This window comes from Bosea sp. 685 (assembly GCF_031884435.1).
Taxonomy (GTDB): Bacteria; Pseudomonadota; Alphaproteobacteria; order Rhizobiales; family Beijerinckiaceae; genus Allobosea.
Genome location: NZ_CP134779.1, coordinates 4,147,086 through 4,172,915, shown reverse-complemented (window position 1 = coordinate 4,172,915; position 25,830 = coordinate 4,147,086). Strand labels below are relative to the sequence as shown.

The following is a 25,830-nucleotide window of genomic DNA, read 5'->3' as shown; positions in this document are numbered from 1 at the left end:
TCAGTCCTTGTCTGTGAGAAGGCGGGAAGGGGCGATGGGACGATGTTGCCCGGAAAGCTGTTCTGAGGGTTCGGTGCGCGCCGCGCCGTGGCGGCGCAATCCGTTGAAGATGACGCCGACCATGGCGTCGGCCGCACCCTCGATGTCGCGGGCCGCGATAGCGTCGACGATCTTCCGATGCGCCAGGATGACGATGTCCCGCTCGGGGTCCTCGACCGGCGCGCTCAGCAGGAAGGACGCCCGCAGCGCAACGTCGATAACGCCGCCGACCGAGCGCATGAACGGATTGCCGGACGCATTGGCGACCGCGACATGGAGCGCGAGATCGGCATTGGCGAAGGCCACGGAATCGGACGGCTCGCGCTGCATCGCAGCCAGGCCGGCGCGCATCGCGGCAAGATCGGCCTCGGTTCTGCGCTCTGCGGCGAGCGCCGCCGCACGAGGCTCGACCGCCAGCCGGATTTCGGCGAGATCGTCCAGGAAGCGGCGGTCTATGCCGGCCTGAAGGTGCCAGGCGAGCAGGTCGCCGTCGAACATGTTCCAGGCGGCGCGCTCGCGCACCACCGTGCCGACCCGCGCCTTGGTGGTGAGCAGGCCCTTGGCGACGAGCGTCTTGACGCTTTCGCGCAATACGGGGCGCGAGACGCCGAAGCGCAGCATCAGCTCGGCATCGCCGGCGAGCTTGGAGCCTTCCTTGGCACGGCCGGCGATGATGTCGATCGCGATCATCCGCGCCACCTCGGCGTGGTTGGAATGCTCCCGCCGTTCGGGAACCGCGACGATTCCGGGTTTCATGGCATGGTCCCTTTTGCCGCAGTGCCCCGCACGGAGCGGCGGGCCAGCGCCAGCGTCGCCTGCTGGAAAGCGATGAAGGCAAACAGCAGGACGCCGGTGACGATCTTGGTCCACCAGCTCGACAAGGTGCCGTCGAAATTGATGTAGGTCTGAATCAGGCCCTGCATGAGAACGCCGAGGAACGTTCCCATCATGAAGCCGTAGCCGCCTGTCAGCAGCGTGCCGCCGATCACCACGGCAGCGATGGTGTCGAGCTCGACACCCACCGCCGAGAGCGAATAGCCCGACGAGGTGTAGAGCGAGAACACGATGCCCGACAGCCCCGCCAGGAAGCTCGACAGGGCATAGATCGCGATCGTGTGCCGGCCCACCGAGATCCCCATCAGCCCGGTCGAGACCCGGCTGCCGCCCAGCGCATAGACGTTCGTGCCGAAGCGCGTGAGATGGAGCAGGATGCCGCCGGCCAGGAAGACCGCGAGCATGATCAGCCCGACGACGCTCAGCCGGCCGCCGCCGGGCAGGCGCAGCGCGAAGTCGGAAATCGCGCTGTAGAGCGGTGCGGTGACCGGGATCGACTCGGTCGAGAGCAGGAAGCTCGCACCGCGCGCCAGGAACATGCCCGCCAGCGTCACGATGAAGGGCGGCATCTCGAAGCCCTGGATGAGTGCACCCATCGTGGCGCCAAACAGCGTCGCGACCAGCAGCACGAGCATGAAGGCGAGCAAGGGGGGAATGTTCCATGTCCCGATCGCCAGGGCGAGGAAGACCGTCGTGAACCCCACGACCGAACCGACCGACAGGTCGATGCCGCCCGAGATGATCACGAAGGTCATGCCGACCGCCAGGATGCCGAGGAAGGCGTTGTCGGTCAAAAGGTCCGCGATCACGCGCGTCGACAGGAAGGCGGGAAACTGGAGCGCGCAGATGGCATAGCCGAGCGCGAAGACGGCGGCGGTGACGATGACCGGGAGATAGCGCGTCATGCCGATCTCCGGGCCAGCAGGACGCCGAGGCCCGACAGGCGCGGCGATTGCGCCAGCAGCACCACCAGGACGACGACCGCCTTCACCACGAGGTTGAATTCGGGCCTGAAGCCGGCCAGCAGGATGCCGGTGTTCATCGCCTGGATGATCAGCGCACCCAGCACCGCCAATGCGAGGCTGAAGCGGCCGCCCAGGAGCGAGCTGCCGGCGATCACGACCGCCAGGATGGCGTCGAGCTCGAGCCAGAGCCCGGCATTGTTGGCGTCGGCGCCCAGGATATCGGCGGCGGCGACGATCCCGGCCAGGGACGCGCAGAAACCGCTCCAGACATAGACCGCAATGGTGGTCATGCGCGTCTCGATGCCGGCGAGCGCGCTGGCGCGGGCATTGGCGCCGGTCGCCTCGATCAGCAGCCCGAGCGCGCTGCCGCGCACGACAAGCGCCGCCACCGCCAGCACCGAGGCGGTCAGCACCACCGGGACCGGCAGCCCCAGGATCGAACCGCCGCCGAACCAGGCGAGGCCGGGCGAGGTGAAGGTGACGATCCTGCCCTCGGTGATCAATTGCGCGATGCCGCGGCCGGCGACCATCAGGATCAGCGTCGCGACGATGGGCTGGATGCGCAGCACGGCGACGAGGATGCCGTTCCAGAGCCCACACAGCAGCCCCGCAGCCAGCGCCGCCAGCAGGACGACGGGCAGCGGCTGCGTGTCGGCCAGCGTCGCCGCGAGCGCGCCTGAAATCGCCATCACCGCGCCGACCGAGAGATCGATCCCCCTGGTCGCCACGACCAGCACCATGCCGAGCGACAGGAGCGCCACGGGCGCCCCGCGGTTGAACACGTCGATCAGGCTGCCGAACAGGCGGCCATCCTGCAGCCTGAGGTCGAAGAACTGCGGCGAAACGGCGAAATTGATCAGCAGCACGACGATGAAAGCTGCGATTTGCGGCAGGCCCTTGCGGGGCAGGGTGAAGCGCATCGGATCGGCTTCCTCTACGCCGCGAGCGGGGGCGCATCGGCCGCGATCGCCTGCAGGATCGCGGTGACGTTGACGGCCTCGCCCTCCAGGGTGGCGATCTGCCTGCGGTCGCGCATCACGACGACCCGGTCGGCATAGCTCACGATCTCCTCCAGCTCGGACGAGATCACGACGAGGGCGAGGCCCTCAGTGCAGAGCTGCCGGATCAGGCGGATGATCTCGGCATGGGCGCCGACATCGATGCCGCGCGTCGGTTCGTCGAGAATGAGAAGGCGCGGCTGCGTCGCCAGCCAGCGCGCCAGCAGGGCCTTTTGCTGGTTGCCGCCCGAAAGCAGCCCGATCGGGCGCTCAGGGTCGGGCGGGCGGATGTCGAGCATGGAGATGAAGCGCCGCGCGATCTCGTCCTGCTCCCGCCGCGAGAGCGGGCGCAGCGCGCCGCGTCGCGCCTGGACGGCGAGCACGATGTTCTCGCGCACCGTGAGTTCGGCGACGATGCCTTCGGTCTTGCGCTCCTCCGGGCAATAGCCGAAGCCCTGTGCGATCGCGTCGCGCGGCGAGGCCAGGCGCACGCTGCGGCCGTCGATGGTGAGGCGCCCGCTATCGGCGGCCTCCGCCCCAAACATCAGGCGTGCCGTCTCCGTGCGCCCCGAGCCGAGCAGGCCGGCGAGCCCGACGACCTCGCCGCTCGCCAGAGCGAGGTCGAAAGGCGCGACATAGCCGGCCTTGCCGAAGCCCTCGAACCGGATCGCGCCGCCGGCTGCGGGCGCGGTTTCGGCCGCGTCCTGGGCCGGATGTTCCGAGGTGGCCTCGCTGAGCTCGCGGCCCAGCATCATCCTGATCAGCTCCATGCGCGGCAGCGCTGCCGTCTCGCGCTCGCCGACGAGCTTGCCGTTCCGCAGCACCGTGATACGGTCGCTGATCGCATAGACCTGGTCGAGGAAATGGGTGACGAAGAGGATGCCGAGGCCCCGGCCGGCGAGACCGCGCATGACGCGGAACAGGATCTCGACCTCATGGGTGTCGAGGCTGGCTGTCGGCTCGTCCAAGATCAGGATCCGTGCCGACATGTCGACGGCGCGCGCGATTGCCACCAGATGCTGCACGGCGACCGAATAATCGCCCAATGGCGCGGCGACATCGATATCGAGGTCGAAATCACGCAGCAGGGCCGCCGCGCGGCGGCGCATCTCGCCTTCCCGCACGAGACCAAAGCGCATCGGCTGGCGTCCGAGGAACAGGTTTTGCGCGACCGAGAGGTTGGGCAGCAAGCTGACCTCCTGGTAGACGGTCGCGATGCCGGCTTGCAGCGCCTCCTGCGCCGAACGGGGGGCGATTTCGGTGCCGTCCAGCGCCACGGTTCCCGCGTCGCGCGCGATCACGCCGGTGACCGCCTTGATGAAGGTCGATTTGCCCGCGCCGTTCTCGCCGAGCAGCGCATGGATTTCGCCACGCCGGAGCGTGACGTCGATCCCGGCGAGCGCGGGAAACCCTGCGAAACTCTTCGAGAGCCCGCGTACGGCCAGGAGCGGCACGGCATCGATCGGCGGCGCGGCGTCGGTCGGGGACAAGGACGTGGTCGGGGGCAAAGACATGGGCACGATCTCCACGCGGGCCGCGCCTGTAGCGCGGCCGTGGGAACAAGCTCGGGAGCGCGCGCGGGCCCTCAGAGCCTGTTTTTGAAACGCGCTCCGGTGTGTCGGCTGGCGCGGCTTTCGAGAACCGGAGCGCAGCGGACTTCGTGTCCGTGAGCACCGGAAGCGCAGAAAGCCGCGTCAGACGGCCGCCGGAGTAGAGTTTCGGGACAGGCTCTCAGTAGCCGAGGCCTTTCTTGGAATCGTAGACCTTCTGCGGATTGTCGGCGGCGGTGTAGAGCTTGGATTCGGTCTGGATCCACTTGGGTGGCACTGTGCCCTTGCTCTTGTAGGCGGTCAGCGCGTCGAAGGCGGGGCCTGCCATGTCTGGCGTCAATTCGACCGTGGCATTGGCCTCGCCGGCCGCGATCGCCTTGAAGATGTCGGGCACCGCGTCGATCGAGACGGTCAGCACGTCCTTGCCGGGCTTCAGGCCGGCTTCCTTCATGGCCTGGATCGCGCCCACCATCATGTCGTCGTTATGCGCATAGACGGCGCAGATCGACTTGTCGCCACCCTCGGCCTTGATGAAGCTCTCCATCACTTCCTTGCCCTTGGCGCGGGTGAAGTCGCCGGTCTGGCTGCGCACGACCTTGATGTTGGAGGCTGATGCGATCGCCGTATCGAAGCCCTTCTTGCGGTTGGTCGCGACGCTGGCGCCGACCGTGCCCTGCAGCTCGACGACGTTGCAGGGCTTGGAGCCGACCGTCTTGGCGAGCCACTTGCCGGCGACCTCGCCCTCATGGACGCTGTCGGAGGTCACGGCGGTCAGATAAAGCTCCTTGCCCGCCGGATCGATGTCGCGATCAAGCAGGATGACGGGGATTTTGGCTTCCTTGGCTTCCTTCAGCACGGAATCCCAGCCGCTCGAGACGACGGGCGCGAGGAAGATCGCGTCGACGCCCTGCGCGACGAAGGAGCGGATCGCCTTGATCTGGTTCTCCTGCTTCTGCTGCGCATCGGCGATCTTGAGCGTGATATTGCGCTTCTTGGCCTCGCTCTTGGAGACCGAGGTCTCGGCTGCGCGCCAGCCCGATTCCGAGCCGATCTGTGAAAAGCCGACGGTGAGTTCCGCCGCGCTGGCGGCATTGAGACCGCCGGCCAGCATGGTCGCGGCAAGCAGCGTGGTCATGGATGAAAGACGGCGCATGAGCTTCTCCCGGAACGTTATCAATCGAGGCGCCTCTACGTGCGCGTCCCTGTTCTACCGGGGTCTCCTGAAGCTGTAAATAGTCATACTATCTTACTAATGGGCAGGTGCATGCGGGGGCCGCTTCAGGCGGTGAAGCGATAGAGCGTGCGATGTCGGTAGATCATGCCCGGCGTCAGCCTGGCCGATGGGAAATCCGGGCGATTGGGTGCGTCGGGCCAGATCTGCGGTTCCAGGCAAAAGGCGTCGGCCTGGCGGTGAAGCCTGCCATGCTTTCCCGCCACGCTGCCGTCGAGAAAATTGCCGGAATAGAGCTGGAGGCCGGGCTGGTTGGTGTGGAGCTCCATGATCCGCCCGGAGTGGGGCGCCTCGACGCGAGCGGCCAAACGCAAATCATCCGCCGGCAAGTCGTCCGTCGGCAAGGCATCTGTCGGCAAGCCATCCGCAGGAGCCAGGCAGTAATTATGGTCGTAGCCGCGGCCACGCCGCAATTGTTCGTCGGGGTGCCGGATGCGGGCGCCGATCGGATGGGGCTGGCGGAAATCGAACGGCGTGCCAGTGACGTCTCGCGGCGGCTCCTGCAACGGGATCGCGGTCTCGTCCACAGCAAGGAAATGATCGGCGGCGATCTGCAGCCGGTGCTGGAGGATGTCGCCTGCCGTGGTGCCGTCGAGATTGAAGAAGCTGTGATTGGTCAGGTTGACCACCGTCGCCCGGTCGCTCGTTGCGGTGATCTCGAGCAGGAGTTCGTATGGAGTTGGCAGGCTATAACTCAACCGGGTCTCGACCGTGCCGGGATAACCTTCCTCGCCATCGCGGCTGCGGCAGGTAAGCGTCAGCGACGGAACGGGGCCATCCTCTGCCGAGACGATCCGCCACGCCTTGCGGCTGAAGCCGTTGATGCCGCCATGCAACGCATTGGGGCCATTGTTGCAGGCAAGCGAAACCTGCGCCCCGTCGATGACGAAGCGGCCGCCGGCAATGCGGTTGGCGTAGCGCCCGACCGTCATGCCGAAATAGCAGCCCGGCCGGGTATAGGGCTCGAGCGCGTCAAAGCCGAGGACGATGTCGTCGATCGCCCCAGCGCTGTCGGCCACCAGCAGCGCCTGGAGAGCGGCGCCATAGCTGATGATGCGCGCCGTCAGCCCGCCGTCGCGCCTGAGCGTGACGCGCTCTATGGCGGTGCCATCAGGCAGATGCCCAAAGATCTCGCGTTCGACCGGCATGCGTCTCTCTGGTTCGGCGCTCACTGTGACAGATGCCGCGCCGCGAGCGGCGCGGTGTCAAGAAGCACCCTCAAATGCCTGTTCGGCGTAGCAGGGCGCCGCCGATTGATCGACCGCGAAGCCATTGATGTGCTTCTCGTTTCCGAGCCATCAGCTGCTCACAGGTCCCGCGTCCGGTCGGGCAGTTTATCGACGGCTTTGTCCGCCCCTTCGTCACGGTGAAGGACGCCCTCGCGCAGCACCTTGGTCGCCGCATCGACCTTCTGTGCGGGATTGGTTTTCAGGCCGTCTGTTGCCGGCGTGGCCTCCAACCCGACGTCGTCAGGTTTCCTGCTGTTGTTGCGCGCACTCGCCGCGAAAGTGGCCAGGGCTTCGGGTTGCTTTGCCATCGTATCCTCCTCTTTTGCCGAGGAAACTGATGACACTGGAGACGTGTTCCATTGCTGACGCAGGAGTTTGCTGACGTACGCGTTTGCCAACACATGATGCTCGGGATGGTCCCCCGGTATCAAGCTCGTGCGGATCACACCTTTGTACCGCCCCCCAAACGCCACGATGGATGAGAGGAGTGTGGGACCGAAGGGCGCTTACATTGGAACGCAATCTCTCCGCCGGAGCACGCCATCGCTGTATTGCCGTCGACGACCTGCCCAACGGCATCGAGGCGGTTTTGCGCGACGCAAAAAGCATGGCTCCGGTCGATTTCCAACGCGGCATAATAACCTTGCATTTCAGGAGTTCGTATCCATAAATGCAAGGATGATCGCGCGCAGAATTTTTCCTGAGTTGGTCGAATTGATCGATAGCTATCCGGCGGTGGCTCTTCTGGGACCACGCCAGGTCGGAAAGACCACGTTGGCTCACGCGATCGCGGATCAGTGGCCGTCGATTTACCTCGACCTCGAATCCGACGCCGATCGAGCGAAACTGTCGGAGCCAGAGCTATATTTCGCGCAACACGATGAGAAGCTCGTCATTCTCGACGAGGTTCATCGCTTACCTGACCTGTTTCAGAATCTGCGCGGCATCATCGATCGTGGCCGGCGAGCTGGACGTAGGACGGGCCGGTTTCTCCTGTTGGGTTCAGCCTCGATCGAACTGATGAAGCAATCGGGAGAGAGCCTCGCGGGTCGCATCGCTTATTTGGAGCTGGGACCCTTGAGCGGTCTTGAGGTTCAGGCTGACCAGATCAATCGGCTCTGGGTGCGTGGTGGATTTCCAGACAGCTATCTCGCGTCAAACGACAGAACCAGCGCAAGGTGGCGCCAGGATTTCATTCGGACCTATCTTGAGCGCGACATTCCCCAGTTGGGGCCGCGGATACCAGCGGAAACGCTCAGGCGGTTCTGGACAATGCTGGCGCATCATCAGTCGGGGCTCCTTAACGCAGCCGAGTTTGCCAGATCTCTTGGTGTCGACGGTAAAACCGTCGCAGGTTACCTGGATCTCATGGTCGACCTGCTGCTCGTCAGACGGCTCGAACCATGGCACGCCAATTCTGGCAAACGCCTTGTGAAATCTCCACGAGCCTATGTGCGAGACAGTGGACTTTGCCACACGCTGCTTGGCCTTGCGACGCTTGAAGATGTTCTTGGCCACCCGGTGGCGGGGCCCAGCTGGGAAGGCTTTGTGATCGAAACTTTGATCACGGCCGCACCCTCTGGGACCCAGGCGAATTTCTATCGGACGTCAGCAGGTGCTGAAATTGACCTCTTGCTGACACTGCCAGGCGGGCGCCCCTGGGCGATCGAGATTAAGAGGAGCCTGGCGCCGAAAGTAGAAAGAGGCTTTCATCACGCTTGTGAGGATATAGATCCCGAGCGGCGCATCGTCGTCTATCCCGGCGTCGAGCGATATCCGCTCAAGGATGGGATCGAGGCAATGCCCCTTGCCTTGGCTGGGCGGGAAATCATGCAACTGTAATGCTAAACCCACCCGCCATCCACGACATAATGCTGCGCGGTGCAGGCTGACGCTTCATCCGATGCGAGGAATACGGTGAACTTCGCCAATTCGTCCGGCGTCAGCCGGCGCTTGAGACATTGCCGCCGCATCAGCTCAGCCTCGCTTTCCGGTGTCAGCCATTTCTCGATCTGTCGCTCGGTCATGATCCAGCCAGGCGCGATGGCGTTCACGCGGATGTTGTAGGCGCCGTAATCCCGCGCCAGCGAGCGGGTGAGGCCGATCACGCCGGATTTGCTGGCGGTGTAGGCGGCCATGCCGCCTTGACCCGCCATCCAGGAGGTCGATCCGAAGTTGATGATGGCGCCGCCATTGTTGGCCTTCATGTCCGGCAGCACTGCCTGCGCCGCGAAGAACTGGTGCTTCAGATTGACCGCGATCCGGTCGTCCCAATACTCCGGCGTAACCTCCTCGGTCGCATGTCGCTCATCATGGGCGGCATTGTTCACGAGGATGTCTATCGGCCCATGCAGCGCGCGCGCCTGTTCGATGCCGGCCCTCAGTGCCGGGATGTCGGTCAGGTCGACAGATTGGAAATGCGCCGCCAATCCAGCCGCGCGCAGCTCCTGCGCCAGCGCCTCGCCGCTGTCGCGCATGATGTCGAACAGCACCACGGTCGATCCCTGCTCGGCAAATCGGCGCGAAATCGCCGCGCCGATGCCCGAGGCGCCGCCTGTGACCAGAACCACCTTGCCGGCAAGATCGCGATAGACGGCAGCCATCATCAACTCCGATAGGCATTGGCGCTGACCGCTCGGCCCGGTTCCGCCGTGAACGGCCAGTCAGTTGCAGAACCGACGAAAGCATTCGGCGAGCGGTCATGCAACGCATTTTCTGAGTTGCGTACCTCATAATTTGAGTTAGGCTGGCGTCAACCCGCGAACAGACGGGACTGGGAGGATGCGATGCGATTTCTCACGAGGCTGGCGCTCGCCGCCGCAGGATTGACGTTGGCCGCCGGCGCAGCGGCCGCGCAGACCACCGTCCGCTGGCTCCACCTCGAGCAGAACCCCGCCCAGGTGAAGATCTGGGAGGAGGTCGCCCGGCGCTTCGAGGCCAAGAACACCGGCGTCAAGGTCGAGATGCAGTTCCTCGAGAACGAGGCCTACAAGGCCAAGCTTCCGACCATCCTGCAGTCCAAGGACCGGCCGCACATTCTCTACTCCTGGGCCGGCGGCGTGCTGAAAGCCCAGGTCGAGGCCGGGGTTCTGGAGGATGTCACGAACAGCGTCGGCGCCTACAAGGACAATCTGTCGGCGAGCGCGGTCGCGGCCTTCGCGGTCGATGGCAAGCTCTATGGCCTGCCTTACACGGTCTCGCAGGTCGGCTTCATGTACAACAAGGATCTCTTCGCCAAGGCTGGCGTCGACGGCGGCGCGATCAAGACTTGGGACGATTTCCTGGCTGCGGTGAAGACGCTCAAGGCTGCCGGTGTCACGCCGATCGCCGTTGGCGGGCAGGACAAGTGGCCGCTGCATTTCTACTGGACGCATCTGGCGGTCCGGCTCGGCGGCAAGCCGGCATTCGAGGCTGCGCTCAAGGGCCAGGATGGCGGCTTTGAAGGCGAGACCTTCCAGAAAGCCGGCGAGTTGATGAAGCAGCTCGTCGATCTCGAACCGTTCCAGAACGGCTTCCTCGGTTTCAAGAACCAGCAGGCGCTCGGCTTCTTCGGTGATGGCAAGGCCGCGATGAATCTCGCGATCTCGAGTCACTCAGCGACGCAGCGCGCGCTGGCTGCCGACAAGAAGGGCATCTCCGAGGAGAAGCTGGGTTGGTTTGACTTCCCGATGCCCGCCGGCGGCAAGGGCCGGTCGTCCGATACGCTCGGCGGCGTCAATGGCTGGATCATCACCAAGGGCGCGCCGAAGGAGGCGGTGGAGTTCGTCAAGTTCTTCATCTCCGACGAGGTCCAGCGCGAGCTCGCCAAGCAGAACTTCATCATCCCGACCTTCAAGGGGGCGGAAGCAGCCTTGAGCGCCGCCTTCATGCAGAACGTGGCCAGGAACATCGCCGCTTCCCAATACCACCAGAACTTCTACGACCAGGATCTGGGCCCCTCGGTCGGCCGGGTGGTGAACGACGCGACGGCTGAGATCGCCGGCGGCTCGATGACGCCGAAACAGGCCGCCAAGGCGATCCAGGACGCCTTCAAGCAAGGTAATTGAGCAAGCAAGGCAATTGAGACCGGCCCGGGCGCGTCAACCTGCGAGTGACATCGATGTCTCAGTACAGCGGAGCAGCCGTCATCAGCGGCAAGCCTGCAGCGTCCGGTGCTCGCCGGAGAGCGGCGACCGACGGGCGCCTCGCTTCGCTCCTGCTGTTCCTGCCGCCGGCGCTGTTGCTGTTCACACTGTTCGTGGTGCTGCCGATCGGCGAGGCGGCCTGGTATTCCGGCTTCAACTGGAACGGGTTTGGCAGCCCGACGCGCTGGATCGGCTTCGACAATTACCGCTTCGTCTTCGATACGCGCGGCTTCGGCACGGCGTTTCGCAACAACCTGTTGATCATCGCGGTGTCGCTGGTGATCCAGCTGCCTCTGGCACTGACGCTGGCTCTCATTCTCGCCGACAAGTTTCGCGGCTCGGTGGCGCTGCGAATGCTGTTCTTCCTGCCCTATGTGCTGGCCGAGGTCGCGACCGGCCTGATCTTCAGCTTCATCTACGACGGCAATTATGGGCTTCTGGCATCCATCTACAGGACGTTTGGGGCTGAGGCGCCGCACCTGCTCGCCAGCACGCAGACCTCGATGCTGGCCATCCTGGTGGTCGTCATCTGGAAGTATTTCGGCTTCCACATGATGCTGTTCATCGCCGCACTGCAGGGCATGGACCGCAATCTGGTCGAGGCGGCGCGGATCGACGGCGCCTCGCGCTGGCAGGTGCTGCGCCATGTGGTGATCCCCCTGCTTTACCCGACGATCCGCCTCTCGGTGTTCTTTGCCGTCGTCGGCTCACTGCAGCTCTTCGACCTCGTCATGCCGCTGACCCGGGGCGGGCCGGCCGACTCCTCCAACACGATGGTCACTTTCCTTTACAACCACGGCGTCTCGCGCATGCGCGTCGGCTATGGCAGCGCCATCGGCGTGATCCTGTTCGTGATCTGCGTGACCTTCGCCATCACCTACAAACGCTGGTTCATGCGCGATGAGTGACACGTCCATCGTTGGCCGCCGGCCGCTCGATCTCGTCCTGGTCTACAAGGTGCTGTTCCTCGCGCTGGTGGCGGCATTCGTCGCCGTGCCGCTGCTGGCGACCTTGCTCGGCGGCTTCAAGACGCTCGGTGAGCTGCGCACCAATCCGTTCGGCCTGCCGGAGACCTGGGAGTGGCAGAACTACACCGGCATCCTGCTGTCCAAACGCTACTGGCAGTTGCTGGGAAACTCGTTCGTAATCGGGAGCTTCACCGTCGTCCTGACGCTGATCGTGGCGTCGATGGCGGCCTTCGCCTTCGCTCACATCCATTTTTTCGGCAGCTCCATGCTGCTGAGCTATCTCACCATGGGATTGTTGTTCCCGGCCGCCACCGCCATCCTGCCGCTCTTCATCAAGGTTCGCGATCTCGGCCTGCTGGACAATTATTTCGGCGTCATTCTGCCTCAGGTCGCCTTCAGCCTGGCCATGAGCATCCTGCTCCTGCGGCGCTTCTTCAAGGATCTGCCCCACGAACTGCTGGAGGCCGCGCTCGTCGATGGTTGCAGCTACTTCGGCTTCTTCCGTCATGTGACGCTGCCTCTGTCGCGGCCGATTCTCGCGACCGTCGGCACCATCACCTTCGTCCACAGCTGGAACAGCTACCTGCTGCCTCTGGTGATGCTGAATTCCGAACAGCTTTATCCCTGGCCGCTCGGCATCATGATCTATCAGGGCGAATTCTCGTCGGAATGGCACCTGATCCTGGCGTTTATCACGCTGACCCTGCTGCCGACGATCCTGCTCTTCATCTTTGCTCAGAAACACATCGTCGCGGGCCTCACCGCCGGTGCGGTCAAGGGCTGAGCGCGTCTCGAATAACCGGCCTCGGACATCACCTGTGGAGACAAGAATGCGCAAAGTCGGAATCGGCGTCATTGGCTGCGGCAACATCAGCACGAAATATCTCGAGGCGATCAGGCAGTTTCCGATGGTGGAGCTCAAGGCCGTCGCAGATATGCGCAGCGCCGCGGCGGAGAAGCGCGGCGCCGAGTTCGGCGTGCCCGGGCTGCGCGTGGGCGAACTCCTCAAGCGCGACGACGTCGAGATCGTCGTCAATCTGACCGTGCCGCTCGCCCATACCGATGTCAGCCTCGCGGTGCTCAATGCCGGCAAGCATGTCCACTCCGAGAAGCCGCTTGGCATCAACACGGTCGAGGCCCGCAAGGTCATGGACCTCGCCGCCCAGAAAGATCTGCGCGTCGGCTGCGCGCCGGACACCTTCCTCGGCGGTGGCCACCAGACCGCGCGGAAGCTGATCGACGACGGCGCGATCGGCACGCCGGTCGCCGGCAGCGCCTTTTTCGGCTGCCCCGGCCATGAGAGCTGGCATCCGGCGCCGGGTTTCTACTATCTGCGCGGCGGCGGCCCGATGCTCGACATGGGGCCCTACTACATCACGGATCTGGTGCAGTTGCTGGGGCCGGTGGCCGGCGTGATGGGCTCGACGGCGCGGCCGCGCTCCGAGAGGCGCGTCACCAGCCAGCCGATGAACGGGGCGCTGATCCCGGTCGAGGTCGCAACCCATGTCGCCGGGACGCTGGAGTTCGAGAGCGGTGCCGTGGTCTCGATCACGATGAGCTTCGACGTGCCTCAGCACACCCATTCGCCGATCGAGATCCATGGCGACAAGGCAAGCCTGCTGGTGCCCGATCCGAATAAATTCGGCGGCGAGGTCAAGATCGCCAAGCCGCGGGGCAGTTGGGAATCGGTTGCCCTTTCGCATGGTCATGCCGATGGCGAGTTCCGCTCGATCGGCGTTGCCGACATGGCCGCCGCGATCATTGCAGGCCGCCCGCATCGCGCCAGCGGCGCACTCGCCTTCCACGTCCTCGAGGTGATGGAGGCATTCCAGAAATCGGCCGATGAGGGGCGCCGGATCAAAATCGAGAGCCGTGTCGAGAGACCAGCTCCTCTGCCCGCCGGGCGTACGACCGGCCAGATCGACTGAAGCGAAGGATGACTGGAATGCGTAAGGCAATGATCGTATGGGGCGGCTGGGCGGGTCACGATCCCGATCTCTGCGCTTCGATGATGAGGGGCTGGCTGAAGGCTGAAGGCTTCGAGGTGCGCGTCGAGACCTCGACGGAGGCCTTCCTCGATCCCGCGATCCGCGATCTCTCCCTGATCGTGCCGATCTACACGATGTCGAAGATCGAGAAGCCCGAGGCGCGGGCGCTGTGCGATGCCGTTCGCGGCGGCGTCGGGCTCGCCGGCCATCACGGCGGCATGTGCGACGCGTTCCGCGATTCTGTGGACTACCAGTTCATGTGCGGCGGCCAGTGGGTTGCCCATCCCGGCAACATCATCGACTACAAGGTCGATATTGCGAGGCCCGATGACCCGATCATGGCTGGCATCTCCGGTTTTGAGCACCGTTCGGAGCAGTACTACATGCATGTCGACCCCGCCAACGAGGTCCTGGCGACGACGCGGTTCAGCGGCGAGCATGCCTCCTGGATCGACGGCGTCGAGATGCCGGTCGTGTGGAAGAAACGCTATGGGGAGGGCCGGGTATTCTACTGCGCGCTGGGGCACCGCGCCTATGAGCTGGATCTACCGGAGATCCGCACCATGCTGACGCGCGGGATGCTCTGGGCGGCGCGATAATGGGGGCTGAAGAGACAGGGGTCATCGGCCGGGCGACGCTGGAGCGGGCGACGCTGGAGGATGTCGCGCGCGCCGCGGGCGTGTCGCTCGCGACTGCTGACCGCGTCGTCAACCGCCGCGACGGCGTGCGCGACAAGACGATCGCGCGGGTCGAGGCGGCCGTCTCCAGGCTCGGCTACCGGGCCGATCCTGCAGCCGCCCGTCTCGCCCGCAATCAGAACTTCCGCTTCCTCTTCGTGCTGCCCAGCGGAGCCAACAGCTTCATGACCATGCTGGGCGAGCAGGTCGCGCGCACCGCCGAGTGGCTCGCCGCCCAGCGCGCCTTCATCGATGTGGAGCATGTCGACGTGTTTGATGCCGATGCGCTGGCGCGCGTCCTCGAGGGCGTCTTGCCGGGCTATCACGGCGTTGCGACGATCGCGCTCGATCATCCGCGCGTGCGCGCCGCGATCGACGATCTCACCGACCGCGGCGTTCCCGTCGTCACCCTAGTCTCCGATGTGCCCAGCGCGCGGCGCCTGCATTATGTCGGCATCGACAATCCTGCTGCGGGGCGCACCGCGGCGACGCTGATGGGCCGCTTCCTGCGCGGCCGCCAGGGCGTCGTCGCTGTGGTCGCCGGCTCGCTTTCGCTACGCGACCATGCCGAGCGCCTCTATGGCTTCAATCAGGTCATGGCGCGCGAATTTCCTGATCTGATCATGCTTCCGGCGGTCCAGGGGCGCGACGACAACGAGCAAACGCTGGCAGCGACAGAGGCCCTGTTACGGCAGCATGCTGATCTCGTCGGTCTCTATAATGCCGGCGCCGGCAACCGTGGCATCGCGGCAGCGCTGCAGCAGGCCGGTCGTGCCCAGGACATCGTCTGGATCGCTCATGAATTGACGCCGCATACGCGGCGCTTCCTGCTGCACGGCGACATCGACGCGATCATCAGCCAGGATCCAGGCCACGAAGCGCGCTCGGCGGCGCGCGTACTGCTGGCATATTGCTCAGGCGATCGGCTGGTGGCGGATCAGGAGCGCATCGGGATCGACATCTTCCTGCGGGACAATCTGCCTTGATTTCGGCGTCCAGAACCTTGGCGTCCATGCCAGGATTGGCTCGGCCCGGCGATCTCTCCTCATCTTTCTGATCCCGGCATCTCAGCGCAGCCTGCTCAACGCGGAGCGCCATGTGGAGGTGTGCGAAATGCTGGAGAAATGAGCGCAAAGACACATCCCGCTGGATATGTCCGATGACGGCCTTGCGGATTATCCCGGTTTTGCCGGCGATGACCCACCAAGCCGATCGATCCGAATGATATCCGCGCCCAGATCGGCGAGGAGCATGGCGGCAAACGGCCCCGGGCCGATGCCGGCGAACTCAACGACTCTGATCACAGTCAAAGGGCCGTCAGCGGTCATGCTGCGGTGCCAAGGTTCGCGGCCGCAACCTCCCGTTGCCGCAACACGCCCCGCTGAACCTTACCGCTCGGTGTTTTGGGGAGGCTCTGCACGAAGACGATTTCGCGCGGATAGGCGTGGGCCGAGAGACGCTTCCTGACGTGTTGCTGCAGTTCAGAAATCAGCGCGTCAGAGGCATTTTCGCCGGCCTTGAGAACGATGAAGGCTTTCACCACCTCGGTGCGCTCGGGGTCTGGCTTCCCGATGACCGCTGTCTCGGCAATGGCGGGATGCTCCATCAGGGCGCTTTCCACGTCGAAAGGTCCGATCCGGTAGCCCGCGGAGGTGATGATGTCGTCCTCGCGGCCGACAAAGGTGATGTTGCCGTCCGCATTCAATACGACCGTGTCGCCCGTCAGATAGTAGTCGCCGACAAAGGCTTTGGTTTCGACGCCGTGATAGCCCTTGAACCACATCAGGGGCGACTTCACGCGGTCTATCGCAAGCACGCCTGGCTCGCCCGCCGGACGTTCTTGGTGGTCCTCGCCAAGAACCACCAAATGATAGCCTGGGCTTGCCCTGCCGGCCGCGCCGAGTACCACCGGGTGCTCGAGGTGGTGATGATTGCACAGGACCATGCCCACTTCGGTCTGGCCGAAGTGGTCGTAGATTGGCGCGCCGAGTTCATCCTTGAACCAACGCGCCACCTCAGGATTGAGTGGTTCGCCAGCGCTGCTGACGACACGTAGCATTCCCTTGATTGAAGCGGCCGCAGCAGGCCCTTCAGCCATGATCATCCGATAAGCGGTCGGGGCTCCGATTAAGTTGGAGATCCGGCGCCGCTCGATGAGTTTGCAGAAGTTGTCGACCGTGAAGCGCCCGTCGAAGAACGTGGTCGTATGGCCCAGGGCGAGCGGACCGACGATGCCGTTGTAGAGACCATATGCCCACCCGGGATCGGCCATATTCCAGAAGTTGTCTTCTGGCCGAAGGCCGACCGCATCCCGCAGATATGCCGCAAATGCGATGATCGCTTTGTTCGGAACCATCAATGGCTTGGCGAGCCCGGTCGTTCCGGACGTGAACATCATCAAGAACGGATCTTCGCCGTCGCGGGCCACAGCTTCGAACTGCTCTGAGGCGGTCCTGATCTCCGACCAGAAATCGATGTCATTGGGTGCGGTGGCGTCCGTCGAAATGACGGTGCCTTCAAAGACACCGTCTAGCTTGCTTCTATCGGCGGGGGTGGTGACAACGACGCGGGTCTTCGCCGTCGTGACACGATGTTCGATCGCCTTGGGTCCGAATGCCGTGAATAAGGGCTGGTAGATGCCGCCGACGCGCCAGGTGGCGAGGATTGTGACGATCAGCTCCGGGATACGAGGCAGAAGGCCGCCTACACAATCGCCGGGTTGAACCCCCTGCTGCTTGAGCACGTTCGCCAGTTGCTGCGAATGTTGGGAAAGCTTGCCGAAGGTCCATTCCTCGGACTTGCCGGTGTCGCTCTCCCAGACGAGAGCGACCTTGTGCGCGTCGTGCCGATCGCAGCATTCAAACGCTGCATTCATGGAATCCAGCCTGCCACCGAGCACCTCAGCGGCCGCGCGCTCATAGTTGAAGCTGCTTTCCGCTTCCCTCAGCGAAACCATTATTTCCTCCCAGTACTTGGAGGCCACGCCGCGTCGAAATTGGCGGTCGGCCTGCATTTATGAGGTTGAAGAGACTTTTTAGGCGGAGGGCCGACTAGGCTTCGGCGCTCTCCATGATGCCGTGAGACAGAGCCACTTCGCCGTCCGACCGCAGCACGGCAAAATGCTCAATGCCGGGGCCGGCGACCCGCGAAGACAAGCCAAGGTCTTGATCCGGCAGGACGATCGAGGAAAAGCGTCCAGCAAGACGCGTCAGTCGTCGTTTGCGTCCGTTCCGGCCCAGCAGTGCCAAGCCCGCAAGGGTCCAGGTGCATGTTCCGTGCAGAATGATATCCGGAAGCCCGGCTCCCAATGCAAACTGCCGCTCCGTATGGATCGGATTCCAGATGTCACTGCAGGCCGTGTAAACCTGCGGCAGGGCGCGAGAAACCGGTATCGCGACATGCCATAAAGGTTCGCTGATGCCGGCATCGTCCCTCAGCGGAGGCAGGTCACGGGAGATGACTTCATTATCCGTCCGTGCGCCTCGGAAGATTGACCCATAAAAGCTCTTGGTGACGATTTCGCCCGTTGCTTCGTTCGCTGTCGTCATCTCCGAGACAACGAGGCAACCGGGACGAACCTGCCGTATCTCCGCGATCCTGAGTGTCGTCTTATAGACGCTATCCGGTCGGATCGGAGCCAAAAACCGGGTGTCCTGGAATGCGTGGAGCTTGATCTGGAGCAGGCGCTCGCGGGCGATCCCTAGCGCTTCGAGATAGCCATCCGCCAAAATGCACGGCCACTCGAACGCGCAGTGGAAGCCGGGAGCGGCGACAATTCCGCCAGCTCGGGCATCATCCAGATAAATATCGTCGCCCGCGCCTACCCCTCCCGCAAAGCAGAGGAGGTCTCTTGTCGAAACGGTGGTTGAACGCTCCACCACGACGCGTCCAGCGGCGCTGCCGTCGAGCAAATCACCGGCCGCGACGGCAGAAGCACGAGGCTTCTCGGCTAGTGCCATCACCCTCGTTGCGGTTGCCATCACTTCTTCACCAGCGGGCACTCGGACTTATCGAGCTGCCGAAAGGCCTTATCGCCGGGAATTTTCGCGACGATATCGTAATAGTCCCAAGGAGCCTTGGATTCCGATGGCTTCTTGACGCGCGCGAGGTAGACGTCGTGGACGAGAAGGCCGTCCTCCCTGATCATCCCGCCTTGGGCAAATCCGTCGTTGATGGGCTTGCCTTTCATCTCGGCGACGACCTTGGCGCCGTCCTGCGTGCCGACCTTTTCCGCAGCCTTGAGATAGGCGAGGGTCGCAGAGTAGTCGGCCTGCTGGTAGAAGGTTGGCATCCGGCCGACGACCTTGTTGAAGCGCTGCGAGAAGGCGCGCGTCTCGTCGTTGAGATTCCAGTAGCTAGGGGTCGTGAGCAGAAGGCCCTGTGATTTCTCCAGGCCGAGCGAGTGCACGTCGGTGAGGAACATCACCATCGCCGCGACGCTTTGCTTGCCCTGCGTCATGCCGAACTCGCCGGCTTGGGATACCGAGTTGATCGTGTCGCTGCCGGCATTGGCCAGCGCGATCACATCGGCGCCAGAGGCCTGTGCCTGAAGCAGGAAGGATGACATATCGGCCGAATTCAATGGGTGTCGAACCGAGCCAACGACTTGACCGCCATGGGCCTCAATATAGGGCCGGGCCTGGGCCAAGAACGAGTGGCCGAAGGCGTAGTCGGCGACAATGAAGAAGAATTTCTTCTTGCCCTGAGCGAGCAGCGCATCGACGGTCCCCACGACGAGCGCGTGATTATCGATGCCATAATGCACGCTGTTGGGGGTGCAGGCCTCATTCGAGAGGCGATCCGTAACCGCTCCGGTGATCAGTGCGGTCTTGTTGGCGTTCTTCGCGATCGCCACGACCGCCAGAGCCACCGCTGAACCAGCTGCATTCACGACGACGTCTACGCCGTCAGCGTCGAACCATTTGCGGACGAGGCTGCTTGCAATGTCGCCCTTATTCTGGTGATCGGCCGACACAACCTCGATCGATCTTCCATTCAGCTTTCCGCCGAAATCTTGAACAGCAAGTTTGACGGCTTCGACTGATCCAGTCCCGGTCATGTCGGAATACATCCCGGACATATCGGCAACCACGCCGATCTTTAGCGGTGCTTGCTGCCCGTGTGCTGCGGCCGTGAATGCGAAGACGCTGAAAGCGGTCAAGAATTGCTTTTTCACTCAAACCTCCCGTTTGCATTTTTTCTTTCGCCTAACACGCGGGAAGGGAGCTCGTCAACAAAAATGAAAGACGTTTCATGTTTCATGTTTTGAGTTTTCGGCCGCGTCCGGAGCCGACGCACATGGGCTGTCACTGCGTTGCGCGCGTGGTACCGATCACGCCGGAACGTGCGCCATCGCACCGATTGGGCTATGTAGGGCAGGCAGTGCGGCACGGCCGCCAATCCGAGGAGCATGGAATTTGGCGACGTCTCGCCCGCAAGCCGCCGTCAAGCTGACCCGGAAGGAGAAGGTCGAGCAGACTCGGCAGCGATTGCATCAGAGCACTGCCGAAATTATCGGAGAAAGCGGATTTGCTTCCGCTACGCTCATCAGGATAACGGACCGTGCCGGTATCGCCCTCGGCACCTTTTACAACTACTTCCAAAATCGCGAGGAGCTTTTTGCGGACCTCGTTGTCGAATATGGCGTGCTTCTAAGGGCTTATGTCAGCTCGCACATTCCTTCTGACGCGACGTTTTTCGAGCGCGAGGAGTCGGCTTTTCGAGCCTGGTTCAGATTTCTGTACCAGAACCCGTTCTTCGTGCGCGTTCTTAGCGAAGCGGAACTCTTTGTGCCGGAAGCGTTCGAGGAGTACTTCAAAACGATCGACGATGGTTATCGCCGCGTTCTCCGAAATGCCTCGCAACGAGGCGAAATCCGAACCCTCGATGACGACGGAATTGAAGCAATGGGGCTGACCCTGATGGCGTCCCGCATTTACTATGGCCTGCGTCTCAAGCATCGGCTGGACGACGAGGGCAACATGGATGAGAAAATCGTTGCCGCATATATGACCTTCGCCCGAGGCGGTTTGGCGCCGAACCCTTCGGCTCGCGGCTAGAGGGGCGGCAGCGAGGCCGATAGAGCGCAACGTCGCCGCATGCGAAATGTCGCACGGCGATTCTCGTGAATCGCCCGTACGTTTTCAAAAGATCGTATCCTAAAGCGTGTTGGAGGTGCCGCGGGGGGCGGGGGAAACCACGGCAAGTGCCAAACTTTCTGCATATCGGTGCCAAGTTGCGCATCCCGGCGCCAATCTTTGTGCGCCGTGAGAACAAGAGCGATCTTCTCGCAACTTTTGCATCCCGCAGTTCCTTCGCATGTCTCGCACTTGGAGCAAGTGCCGGTCCGTCGCGTCGCGAGATGGCAATCTGCGTGTTCCCTGGTCAAACGCGAGGGGCGAACTCCGGCTGACGGGCGCGGTTTGCGGCAGTTTTGCTCAACTGCGGCAAACTTTGGGTTTCCCTACACCTGCATGCGGGCGGCGTGCAGTGGCGTAAGGCTTGACGGCACCATGTCGCGCGCCTAAACTTAACTCAATGGTTAAGTTTCAAGGGACGCAGCTCGACCGCACCTTTTCCGCTCTGTCCGATCCGACGCGGCGGGCGTTGCTGGCGCGTCTCGAAGGGGAGGACGGGCTCTCGATCAGCGACTTGGCGCGGCCCTTTCCGGTCTCGCTGCCGGCGATCATGAAGCATCTCGACGTGCTCTCCGATGCCGGGCTGGTCACGCGCTCGAAGCAGGGCCGCACGGTATCGTGCCGCCTCAACGCGGAACCGATGGAGGAGGCGATGGGCTGGCTCGCGCGCTACCAAAGGTTCTGGACCCAGCGCCTCGACGCGCTGGAGGCGATGCTGAACGCGCAGCGCCAGGATCGGGATGTGAAAGACAAGATCTGAAAGACGACGCCCGAACGAGGCGGCGCCTGAAACAAGAAACGTGCCGGGAGGCGATGCGATGGACGCTCGAGCCAAAACCACTCCGACCAAAACCACGCCGAGCCTGACGATGAAGCGGCGCTTGAACGCCAGCCCCGCCGAGGTCTATCGGGCCTGGACCGATCCCAAGCTGCTGACGCGCTGGTTCGGGCCGGAAAACGTCGAGACGCTGGAGGCCGAGCTCGATGTCCGGGTCGGCGGCGTCTACCGCATCGTGATGCTGGAAAACACCGGCGCGCGGCATCAGGTCTCGGGCGCCTATCACGAGGTCGTCGCGAATGAGCGGCTGGTCTTCAGCTGGTCCTGGGTGACGACGCCCGAGCGCGTCTCGCGCGTCACCGTCACGCTGAAGCCCGATGGCGACATCACCATCCTGACGCTGCTGCACGAGCAGCTCTTCGACGAGCAGGTGGTCAAGAGCCACACCCATGGCTGGACCGGCTCGATGGTCAAGCTGGAGGCGCTGTTCGCCTGATCGCGCATGCGATCGGGGACGGCTTTGGAGGCGAGAGCGCCTTCGAGCGAAGTGGATACCGGTTCGCGTGAAAACGCTCCAACCGGCCTCGAACCCCTGGGAGTGAAGCCATGACCTATGTGCAAGGATTCGTCGTCGCCGTTCCGGCTGCGAACAAGGAGGCCTATCGCAAGCATGCCGCTGATGCCGCCCCGATCTTCAGGGAGTTCGGCGCGACCCGCCTCGTCGAGGCCTGGGGCGACGACATCCCCGACGGCAAGCTGACCGACTTCAAGAGCGCTGTGCAGGCTGCGCCCGACGAGGTCGTCGTCTTCTCCTGGCTCGAATTTCCCGACAAGGCCGTCGCCGACGCGGCGAATGAGAAGATGATGAGCGACCCGCGCATGAAGGAGATGGGCACCTCCATGCCCTTCGACGGCAAGCGCATGATCTATGGCGGCTTCGCTTCGCTTGCCCAGCAGGGCGCCAGCGGTGGAATGGCCTATGTCGACGGCATGGTCGCTGCGGTTCCGAGCGGCAACAAGGACGCCTATCGCGACTTCTGCAAACATCATGGCGCGGTTTTGTGCGAGCACGGCGCCGCCCGCGTCGTCGACAGCTGGGGCGAGGATGTTCCCGACGGCAAGCTCACCGATTTCAAGCGGGCGGTGCAGGCGACAGCCGACGAGACGGTGGTCTATTCCTGGATCGAATGGCCCTCAAAAGAGGTCCGCAATGCCGGCTGGCAGAAGGTCATGGCCGATCCGCGGATGCGGCGCGAGATGCCCTTCGACGGGAGGCGCCTGATCCATGGTGGCTTCGCACCGATCGTCGACGCGTAAGGCCGACGGGTTTGCCGTCTGCTTGGCCGCCGGAATGACGAAGGAGCCCCGGAGCAGAACGCTCCGGGGCTCCTCCATGAGTGACATCAGGCTGGTTCAGCCCGGCCCGGCGCCCTGCGTCGCGAGATAGACCGCGTAGATCGACTGGCTTGCGGCCATGAACAGCCGGTTTCGCTTGGGGCCGCCGAAGCAGATATTGCCGCAGACCTCCGGCAGCCTGATCCGGCCGATCAGCTTGCCGGCCGGATTGAACACCGTGACGCCGTTATAGCCGACATTGCGCCCGGCATTGGACGAGGCCCAGAGATTGCCCTCGACATCGCAGCGCAAGCCGTCCGGCCCGCAATTGATGCCGTCGATCATGCAATCGGCGAAGAGCTTCTGGTTCGAGAGCTTGTTGTCGGCACCGACATCGAAGACATGGATGTCGCCCTTGCCGCCCGGCCCGGTGTCGCCTGGCCCTTTTCCAGTCGAGCAGATGTAGAGTTTCTTGTAGTCAGGCGAAAAGGCGAGCCCGTTCGGGTCCGGCACCTGTTGCTCGGTGGCGACGATGTCGAGGCGCCCGCTCGGATCGAGCCGGTAGGTGTTGGTCGGCAATTCGCGCTTCGCCAGCCCGATGCCGGGCAATTGGCCAAGCCGCGGATTGATCTTGCCATTGGCGTTGCTCGGGCCGCCGGCCGCGTCTGGTGCGCCCTCATAGAGCTGGCCGCCATAGGGCGGATCGGTGAACCAGTAGCTGCCGTCGGGATGGGCTGCGATATCGTTGGGCGAGTTCAGCTTCTTGCCCTGGAAACTGTCGGCCAGAACGGTCGCCGAACCGTCGAGCTCATAGCGCACGACGCGGCGGTTGAGATGCTCGCAGGAGAGCTGCCGGCCCTGGAAGTCGAAGCTGTTGCCGTTGCTGTTGCCCGAGGGCGCGCGGAAGACGCTGACATGGCCGTCATCCTCGATCCAGCGCATCTGGCGGTTGCGCGGGATGTCGCTCCAGACCAGGTATTGCCCTTGTGCGTTCCAAGCCGGCCCCTCGACCCAGAGCCCGCCGGTCCAGAGCCGTTGGATCGAGGCGTTGGGCTGGGCCAGGCCATTGAAGGACGGGTCGACCGCGATGACGTCGGGATCCCAGAAATAGGTGGTCGGCGCGCCGCGCGGGCTGAAATCGCGCGGCGGGTTGGTGATGGTGGTCGGTGGTGCGGCGGGGCTGGCCGCGGTCTGCGCCAGAACGGGGCCGGCTGCCGCGGCGAGTACGCCGGCACTGGCTGCCCTGATCAGGGCTCGCCGCGAAAGCGCGCCTTGCGGAGATGTCGCTTCATAGGGGTCTGTCATCGTACCTCCCTCAATTTTTATTGATTGAAACGATTTAGTCCAGATGCTGCGTGCCATCCCTGTGTGGTCTCTGGTCCTTTCCGATGATGGGTTGCAGCGGCGTCACCTGGGACGCGGCCTCAGGATCGGCCGCTCCGTTGCGCTCGGTCGAGCCCTCATGGCAAGGGGGCTGCCTTGCCCCAGCCGCATGGGAATAGCCCTGTCCCGGTCCGGCTCTTGCTTGTCCGGGTATGGCCGCTCTGCCGCAGCCAGCCTTGCCGTCGCAGGCGAAATCGCCCACAGGATGCGCCTGAAAATCACCGGGCTCATCCCATGTTTGCTGGAATACCGATCGGCGATCTCGTCTTCCTCGCCGTCTCGCTCGTCGTCGCAGGCGCCTTCACGGGCGTGCTCGCCGGCCTTTTCGGCGTCGGCGGCGGCGCGGTCATCGTGCCGGTGCTCTACGAGGTCTTCCGCGTCATCGGCGTGCCCGAAGAGGTGCGCATGCCGCTTTGCGTCGGCACGTCGCTTGCCATCATCATCCCGACCTCGATCCGCTCCTTCAACGCCCATCGCGCCAAGGGGCTGGTCGATCTCGACATCCTCAAGGTCTGGGCCGTTCCGGTCGTGCTCGGCGTCATCCTCGGCAGCTATGTCGCCCGCTTCGCGCCGCCTGATCTGTTCAAGATCGTCTTCGTCGTCGTCGCGGTCGCCAGCGCCATGCGCCTGCTCTTCGCTTCGGATCGCTGGAAGCTCGGCTCCGAGATGCCGGGCAGGCCTGTGATGACGATCTATGGCGGCGTCATCGGCGTGCTCTCGGCCCTGATGGGCATTGGCGGCGGCCAATTATCGAGCCTGTTCATGACCTTCTATGGCCGCCCGATCCACCAGGCCGTCGCGACCTCCTCGGGGCTGGGCGTCCTGATCTCGATCCCCGGCGCACTCGGCTTCATCTATGCCGGCTGGCCGAAGATGGACGTGCTGCCGCCGCTCTCGCTCGGCTATGTCTCCTTCATCGGCTTCCTGCTCTTCATCCCGACCTCGATCTGGACAGCCCCGATCGGCGCGCGCCTGGCGCATAGGCTCTCGAAGCGCAAGCTGGAGGTGGCCTTCGGGCTGTTCCTGCTGGTCATCGCCAGCCGCTTCCTCTGGTCGCTGCTTGTCTGAAGGAGGGCGGATGATGGCTGCTCAGACCCGGAAAATCCGCATTCGTCCTCTCACGGAGGCCGACCATCCGGCGCTGGTGGCGCTGATGGTCGAGATGCAGGGGCATTACCGCGTGCCGTGCCCGGAGCCGGCGCAGATCCTGGCCGGCATCGCGGCGCCGCCGGCCGGCGTCGAGCTGCTGATCGCTGGGGATGGCGCGGCGCTGCTCGGCTTCGCCGCGGCTGCGGCGATCTATCCCGGACCCGGCCTGACCTCGGGCTTCTTCCTGAAGGAGCTTTACGTGGCGCGTGAGGCGCGTGGAGCCGGCATCGGCCGCGCCTTGATGCGCGCGCTTGCCGACCTCGCATTGGCGCGCGGCCATAAGCGTCTCGACTGGACGGCAGACGCCGCCAATCCCGAATTGCTGCGCTTCTATGAGAGCCTGGGCGCGGTCGCGCAGCGGGAGAAGATCTTCTACCGGCTGACGGGTGAGGCACTCGTCGCGACAGCCCGAGCCGAGTGATTTCAGCTGGAACCACACCGTCAT

26 protein-coding genes are annotated in these 25,830 nt (G+C 63.8%); 13 read left to right on the top strand and 13 right to left on the bottom strand.

Annotation, left to right across the window (positions count from 1 at the left end; translation table 11 throughout):
* From RMR04_RS20730 to RMR04_RS20700, 7 genes are all read right to left on the bottom strand, one after another.
* The gene (locus RMR04_RS20730) at positions 1-795 is read right to left on the bottom strand and encodes a FadR/GntR family transcriptional regulator (protein WP_311910253.1); all 795 of its coding nucleotides are present in this window, start codon (positions 793-795) and stop codon (positions 1-3) included.
* The gene (gene yjfF, locus RMR04_RS20725) at positions 792-1,778 is read right to left on the bottom strand and encodes a galactofuranose ABC transporter, permease protein YjfF (RefSeq protein WP_311910252.1); all 987 of its coding nucleotides are present in this window, start codon (positions 1,776-1,778) and stop codon (positions 792-794) included. Before yjfF ends, RMR04_RS20730 begins: the two co-directional genes overlap by 4 nt.
* On the bottom strand, positions 1,775-2,758 hold the full coding sequence (locus RMR04_RS20720) for an ABC transporter permease (RefSeq protein ID WP_311910250.1): 984 nt from the start codon (positions 2,756-2,758) through the stop codon (positions 1,775-1,777). Before RMR04_RS20720 ends, yjfF begins: the two co-directional genes overlap by 4 nt.
* A 14-nt stretch (positions 2,759-2,772) precedes the next feature.
* Positions 2,773-4,350: a sugar ABC transporter ATP-binding protein gene (locus RMR04_RS20715; protein WP_311910249.1), complete on the bottom strand. Its 1,578-nt coding sequence runs from the start codon at positions 4,348-4,350 to the stop codon at positions 2,773-2,775.
* A 217-nt stretch (positions 4,351-4,567) separates the two neighbouring features.
* Positions 4,568-5,521 (bottom strand): galactofuranose ABC transporter, galactofuranose-binding protein YtfQ, encoded by a 954-nt coding sequence (gene ytfQ, locus RMR04_RS20710; protein WP_311915895.1) that lies wholly within the window; start codon positions 5,519-5,521, stop codon positions 4,568-4,570.
* Between the two features lie 143 nt (positions 5,522-5,664).
* Positions 5,665-6,765 carry an aldose epimerase family protein gene (locus RMR04_RS20705; protein WP_311910248.1) on the bottom strand — a complete coding sequence of 367 codons (1,101 nt, stop codon included), beginning with the start codon at positions 6,763-6,765 and terminating at the stop codon, positions 5,665-5,667.
* Positions 6,766-6,923: 158 nt separating this feature from the next.
* Positions 6,924-7,154, bottom strand: a complete 231-nt coding sequence (locus tag RMR04_RS20700; RefSeq protein ID WP_311910247.1) for a hypothetical protein — start codon at positions 7,152-7,154, stop codon at positions 6,924-6,926.
* Between the two features lie 370 nt (positions 7,155-7,524).
* Between RMR04_RS20700 and RMR04_RS20695 the strand changes: the two genes are divergently transcribed.
* Positions 7,525-8,688 carry an ATP-binding protein gene (locus tag RMR04_RS20695; protein WP_311910246.1) on the top strand — a complete coding sequence of 388 codons (1,164 nt, stop codon included), beginning with the start codon at positions 7,525-7,527 and terminating at the stop codon, positions 8,686-8,688.
* Positions 8,689-8,690: 2 nt separating this feature from the next.
* Here RMR04_RS20695 and RMR04_RS20690 read toward each other — a convergent pair whose 3' ends face one another.
* Positions 8,691-9,449, bottom strand: a complete 759-nt coding sequence (locus tag RMR04_RS20690; RefSeq protein WP_311910245.1) for an SDR family NAD(P)-dependent oxidoreductase — start codon at positions 9,447-9,449, stop codon at positions 8,691-8,693.
* A 183-nt stretch (positions 9,450-9,632) separates the two neighbouring features.
* Between RMR04_RS20690 and RMR04_RS20685 the strand changes: the two genes are divergently transcribed.
* Genes RMR04_RS20685 through RMR04_RS20660 form a run of 6 tightly spaced genes read left to right on the top strand, consistent with a single transcriptional unit; the run spans position 9,633 to position 15,589 of the window.
* Positions 9,633-10,892 carry an extracellular solute-binding protein gene (locus tag RMR04_RS20685; protein WP_311910243.1) on the top strand — a complete coding sequence of 420 codons (1,260 nt, stop codon included), beginning with the start codon at positions 9,633-9,635 and terminating at the stop codon, positions 10,890-10,892.
* Positions 10,893-10,945: 53 nt separating this feature from the next.
* Positions 10,946-11,878 carry a carbohydrate ABC transporter permease gene (locus tag RMR04_RS20680; protein WP_311910242.1) on the top strand — a complete coding sequence of 311 codons (933 nt, stop codon included), beginning with the start codon at positions 10,946-10,948 and terminating at the stop codon, positions 11,876-11,878.
* Entirely contained in the window at positions 11,871-12,722 is an 852-nt protein-coding gene (locus RMR04_RS20675) for a carbohydrate ABC transporter permease (protein ID WP_311910240.1), read from the top strand. Before RMR04_RS20680 ends, RMR04_RS20675 begins: the two co-directional genes overlap by 8 nt.
* Before the next feature lie 46 nt (positions 12,723-12,768).
* Positions 12,769-13,866: a Gfo/Idh/MocA family protein gene (locus RMR04_RS20670; protein WP_311910239.1), complete on the top strand. Its 1,098-nt coding sequence runs from the start codon at positions 12,769-12,771 to the stop codon at positions 13,864-13,866.
* A 17-nt stretch (positions 13,867-13,883) separates the two neighbouring features.
* Complete coding sequence (locus RMR04_RS20665; RefSeq protein WP_311910238.1) at positions 13,884-14,525, top strand: ThuA domain-containing protein; 642 nt, start codon at positions 13,884-13,886, stop codon at positions 14,523-14,525.
* A complete protein-coding gene (locus RMR04_RS20660; RefSeq protein WP_311910237.1) occupies positions 14,525-15,589 on the top strand; it encodes a LacI family DNA-binding transcriptional regulator in 1,065 nt (354 codons plus the stop codon). The genes RMR04_RS20665 and RMR04_RS20660 overlap by 1 nt, the downstream gene beginning before the upstream one ends.
* A gap of 189 nt (positions 15,590-15,778) precedes the next feature.
* Here the strand turns inward: RMR04_RS20660 and RMR04_RS32140 are convergent, their stop codons facing one another.
* The 4 genes from RMR04_RS32140 to RMR04_RS20640 form a co-directional block, all read right to left on the bottom strand.
* Positions 15,779-15,856, bottom strand: coding sequence for a hypothetical protein (locus RMR04_RS32140; RefSeq protein ID WP_410492279.1), 78 nt, complete (start codon positions 15,854-15,856; stop codon positions 15,779-15,781).
* Between the two features lie 71 nt (positions 15,857-15,927).
* Positions 15,928-17,559 carry an AMP-binding protein gene (locus RMR04_RS20650; RefSeq protein ID WP_311910236.1) on the bottom strand — a complete coding sequence of 544 codons (1,632 nt, stop codon included), beginning with the start codon at positions 17,557-17,559 and terminating at the stop codon, positions 15,928-15,930.
* Between the two features lie 94 nt (positions 17,560-17,653).
* On the bottom strand, positions 17,654-18,583 hold the full coding sequence (locus RMR04_RS20645; RefSeq protein ID WP_311910235.1) for a MaoC/PaaZ C-terminal domain-containing protein: 930 nt from the start codon (positions 18,581-18,583) through the stop codon (positions 17,654-17,656).
* Positions 18,583-19,779 (bottom strand): ABC transporter substrate-binding protein, encoded by a 1,197-nt coding sequence (locus tag RMR04_RS20640; protein WP_311910233.1) that lies wholly within the window; start codon positions 19,777-19,779, stop codon positions 18,583-18,585. Before RMR04_RS20640 ends, RMR04_RS20645 begins: the two co-directional genes overlap by 1 nt.
* A gap of 241 nt (positions 19,780-20,020) precedes the next feature.
* Between RMR04_RS20640 and RMR04_RS20635 the strand changes: the two genes are divergently transcribed.
* The 4 genes from RMR04_RS20635 (at position 20,021) to RMR04_RS20620 (ending at position 22,835) form a co-directional block, all read left to right on the top strand.
* On the top strand, positions 20,021-20,662 hold the full coding sequence (locus tag RMR04_RS20635) for a TetR/AcrR family transcriptional regulator (RefSeq protein ID WP_311910232.1): 642 nt from the start codon (positions 20,021-20,023) through the stop codon (positions 20,660-20,662).
* Between the two features lie 478 nt (positions 20,663-21,140).
* A complete protein-coding gene (locus RMR04_RS20630; RefSeq protein WP_311910231.1) occupies positions 21,141-21,500 on the top strand; it encodes an ArsR/SmtB family transcription factor in 360 nt (119 codons plus the stop codon).
* 58 nt (positions 21,501-21,558) lie between these two features.
* On the top strand, positions 21,559-22,014 hold the full coding sequence (locus RMR04_RS20625; protein WP_311910230.1) for an SRPBCC family protein: 456 nt from the start codon (positions 21,559-21,561) through the stop codon (positions 22,012-22,014).
* Positions 22,015-22,124: 110 nt separating this feature from the next.
* On the top strand, positions 22,125-22,835 hold the full coding sequence (locus tag RMR04_RS20620; protein WP_311910229.1) for a DUF1428 domain-containing protein: 711 nt from the start codon (positions 22,125-22,127) through the stop codon (positions 22,833-22,835).
* Between the two features lie 96 nt (positions 22,836-22,931).
* Here the strand turns inward: RMR04_RS20620 and RMR04_RS20615 are convergent, their stop codons facing one another.
* Entirely contained in the window at positions 22,932-24,158 is a 1,227-nt protein-coding gene (locus RMR04_RS20615; protein WP_311910228.1) for an SMP-30/gluconolactonase/LRE family protein, read from the bottom strand.
* A gap of 312 nt (positions 24,159-24,470) precedes the next feature.
* Here RMR04_RS20615 and RMR04_RS20610 point away from each other — a divergent pair, with 312 nt between their 5' ends.
* Entirely contained in the window at positions 24,471-25,304 is an 834-nt protein-coding gene (locus tag RMR04_RS20610; protein WP_311910227.1) for a sulfite exporter TauE/SafE family protein, read from the top strand.
* Positions 25,305-25,317: 13 nt separating this feature from the next.
* On the top strand, positions 25,318-25,806 hold the full coding sequence (locus RMR04_RS20605) for a GNAT family N-acetyltransferase (RefSeq protein WP_311910226.1): 489 nt from the start codon (positions 25,318-25,320) through the stop codon (positions 25,804-25,806).
* Positions 25,807-25,830: the final 24 nt, after the last annotated feature.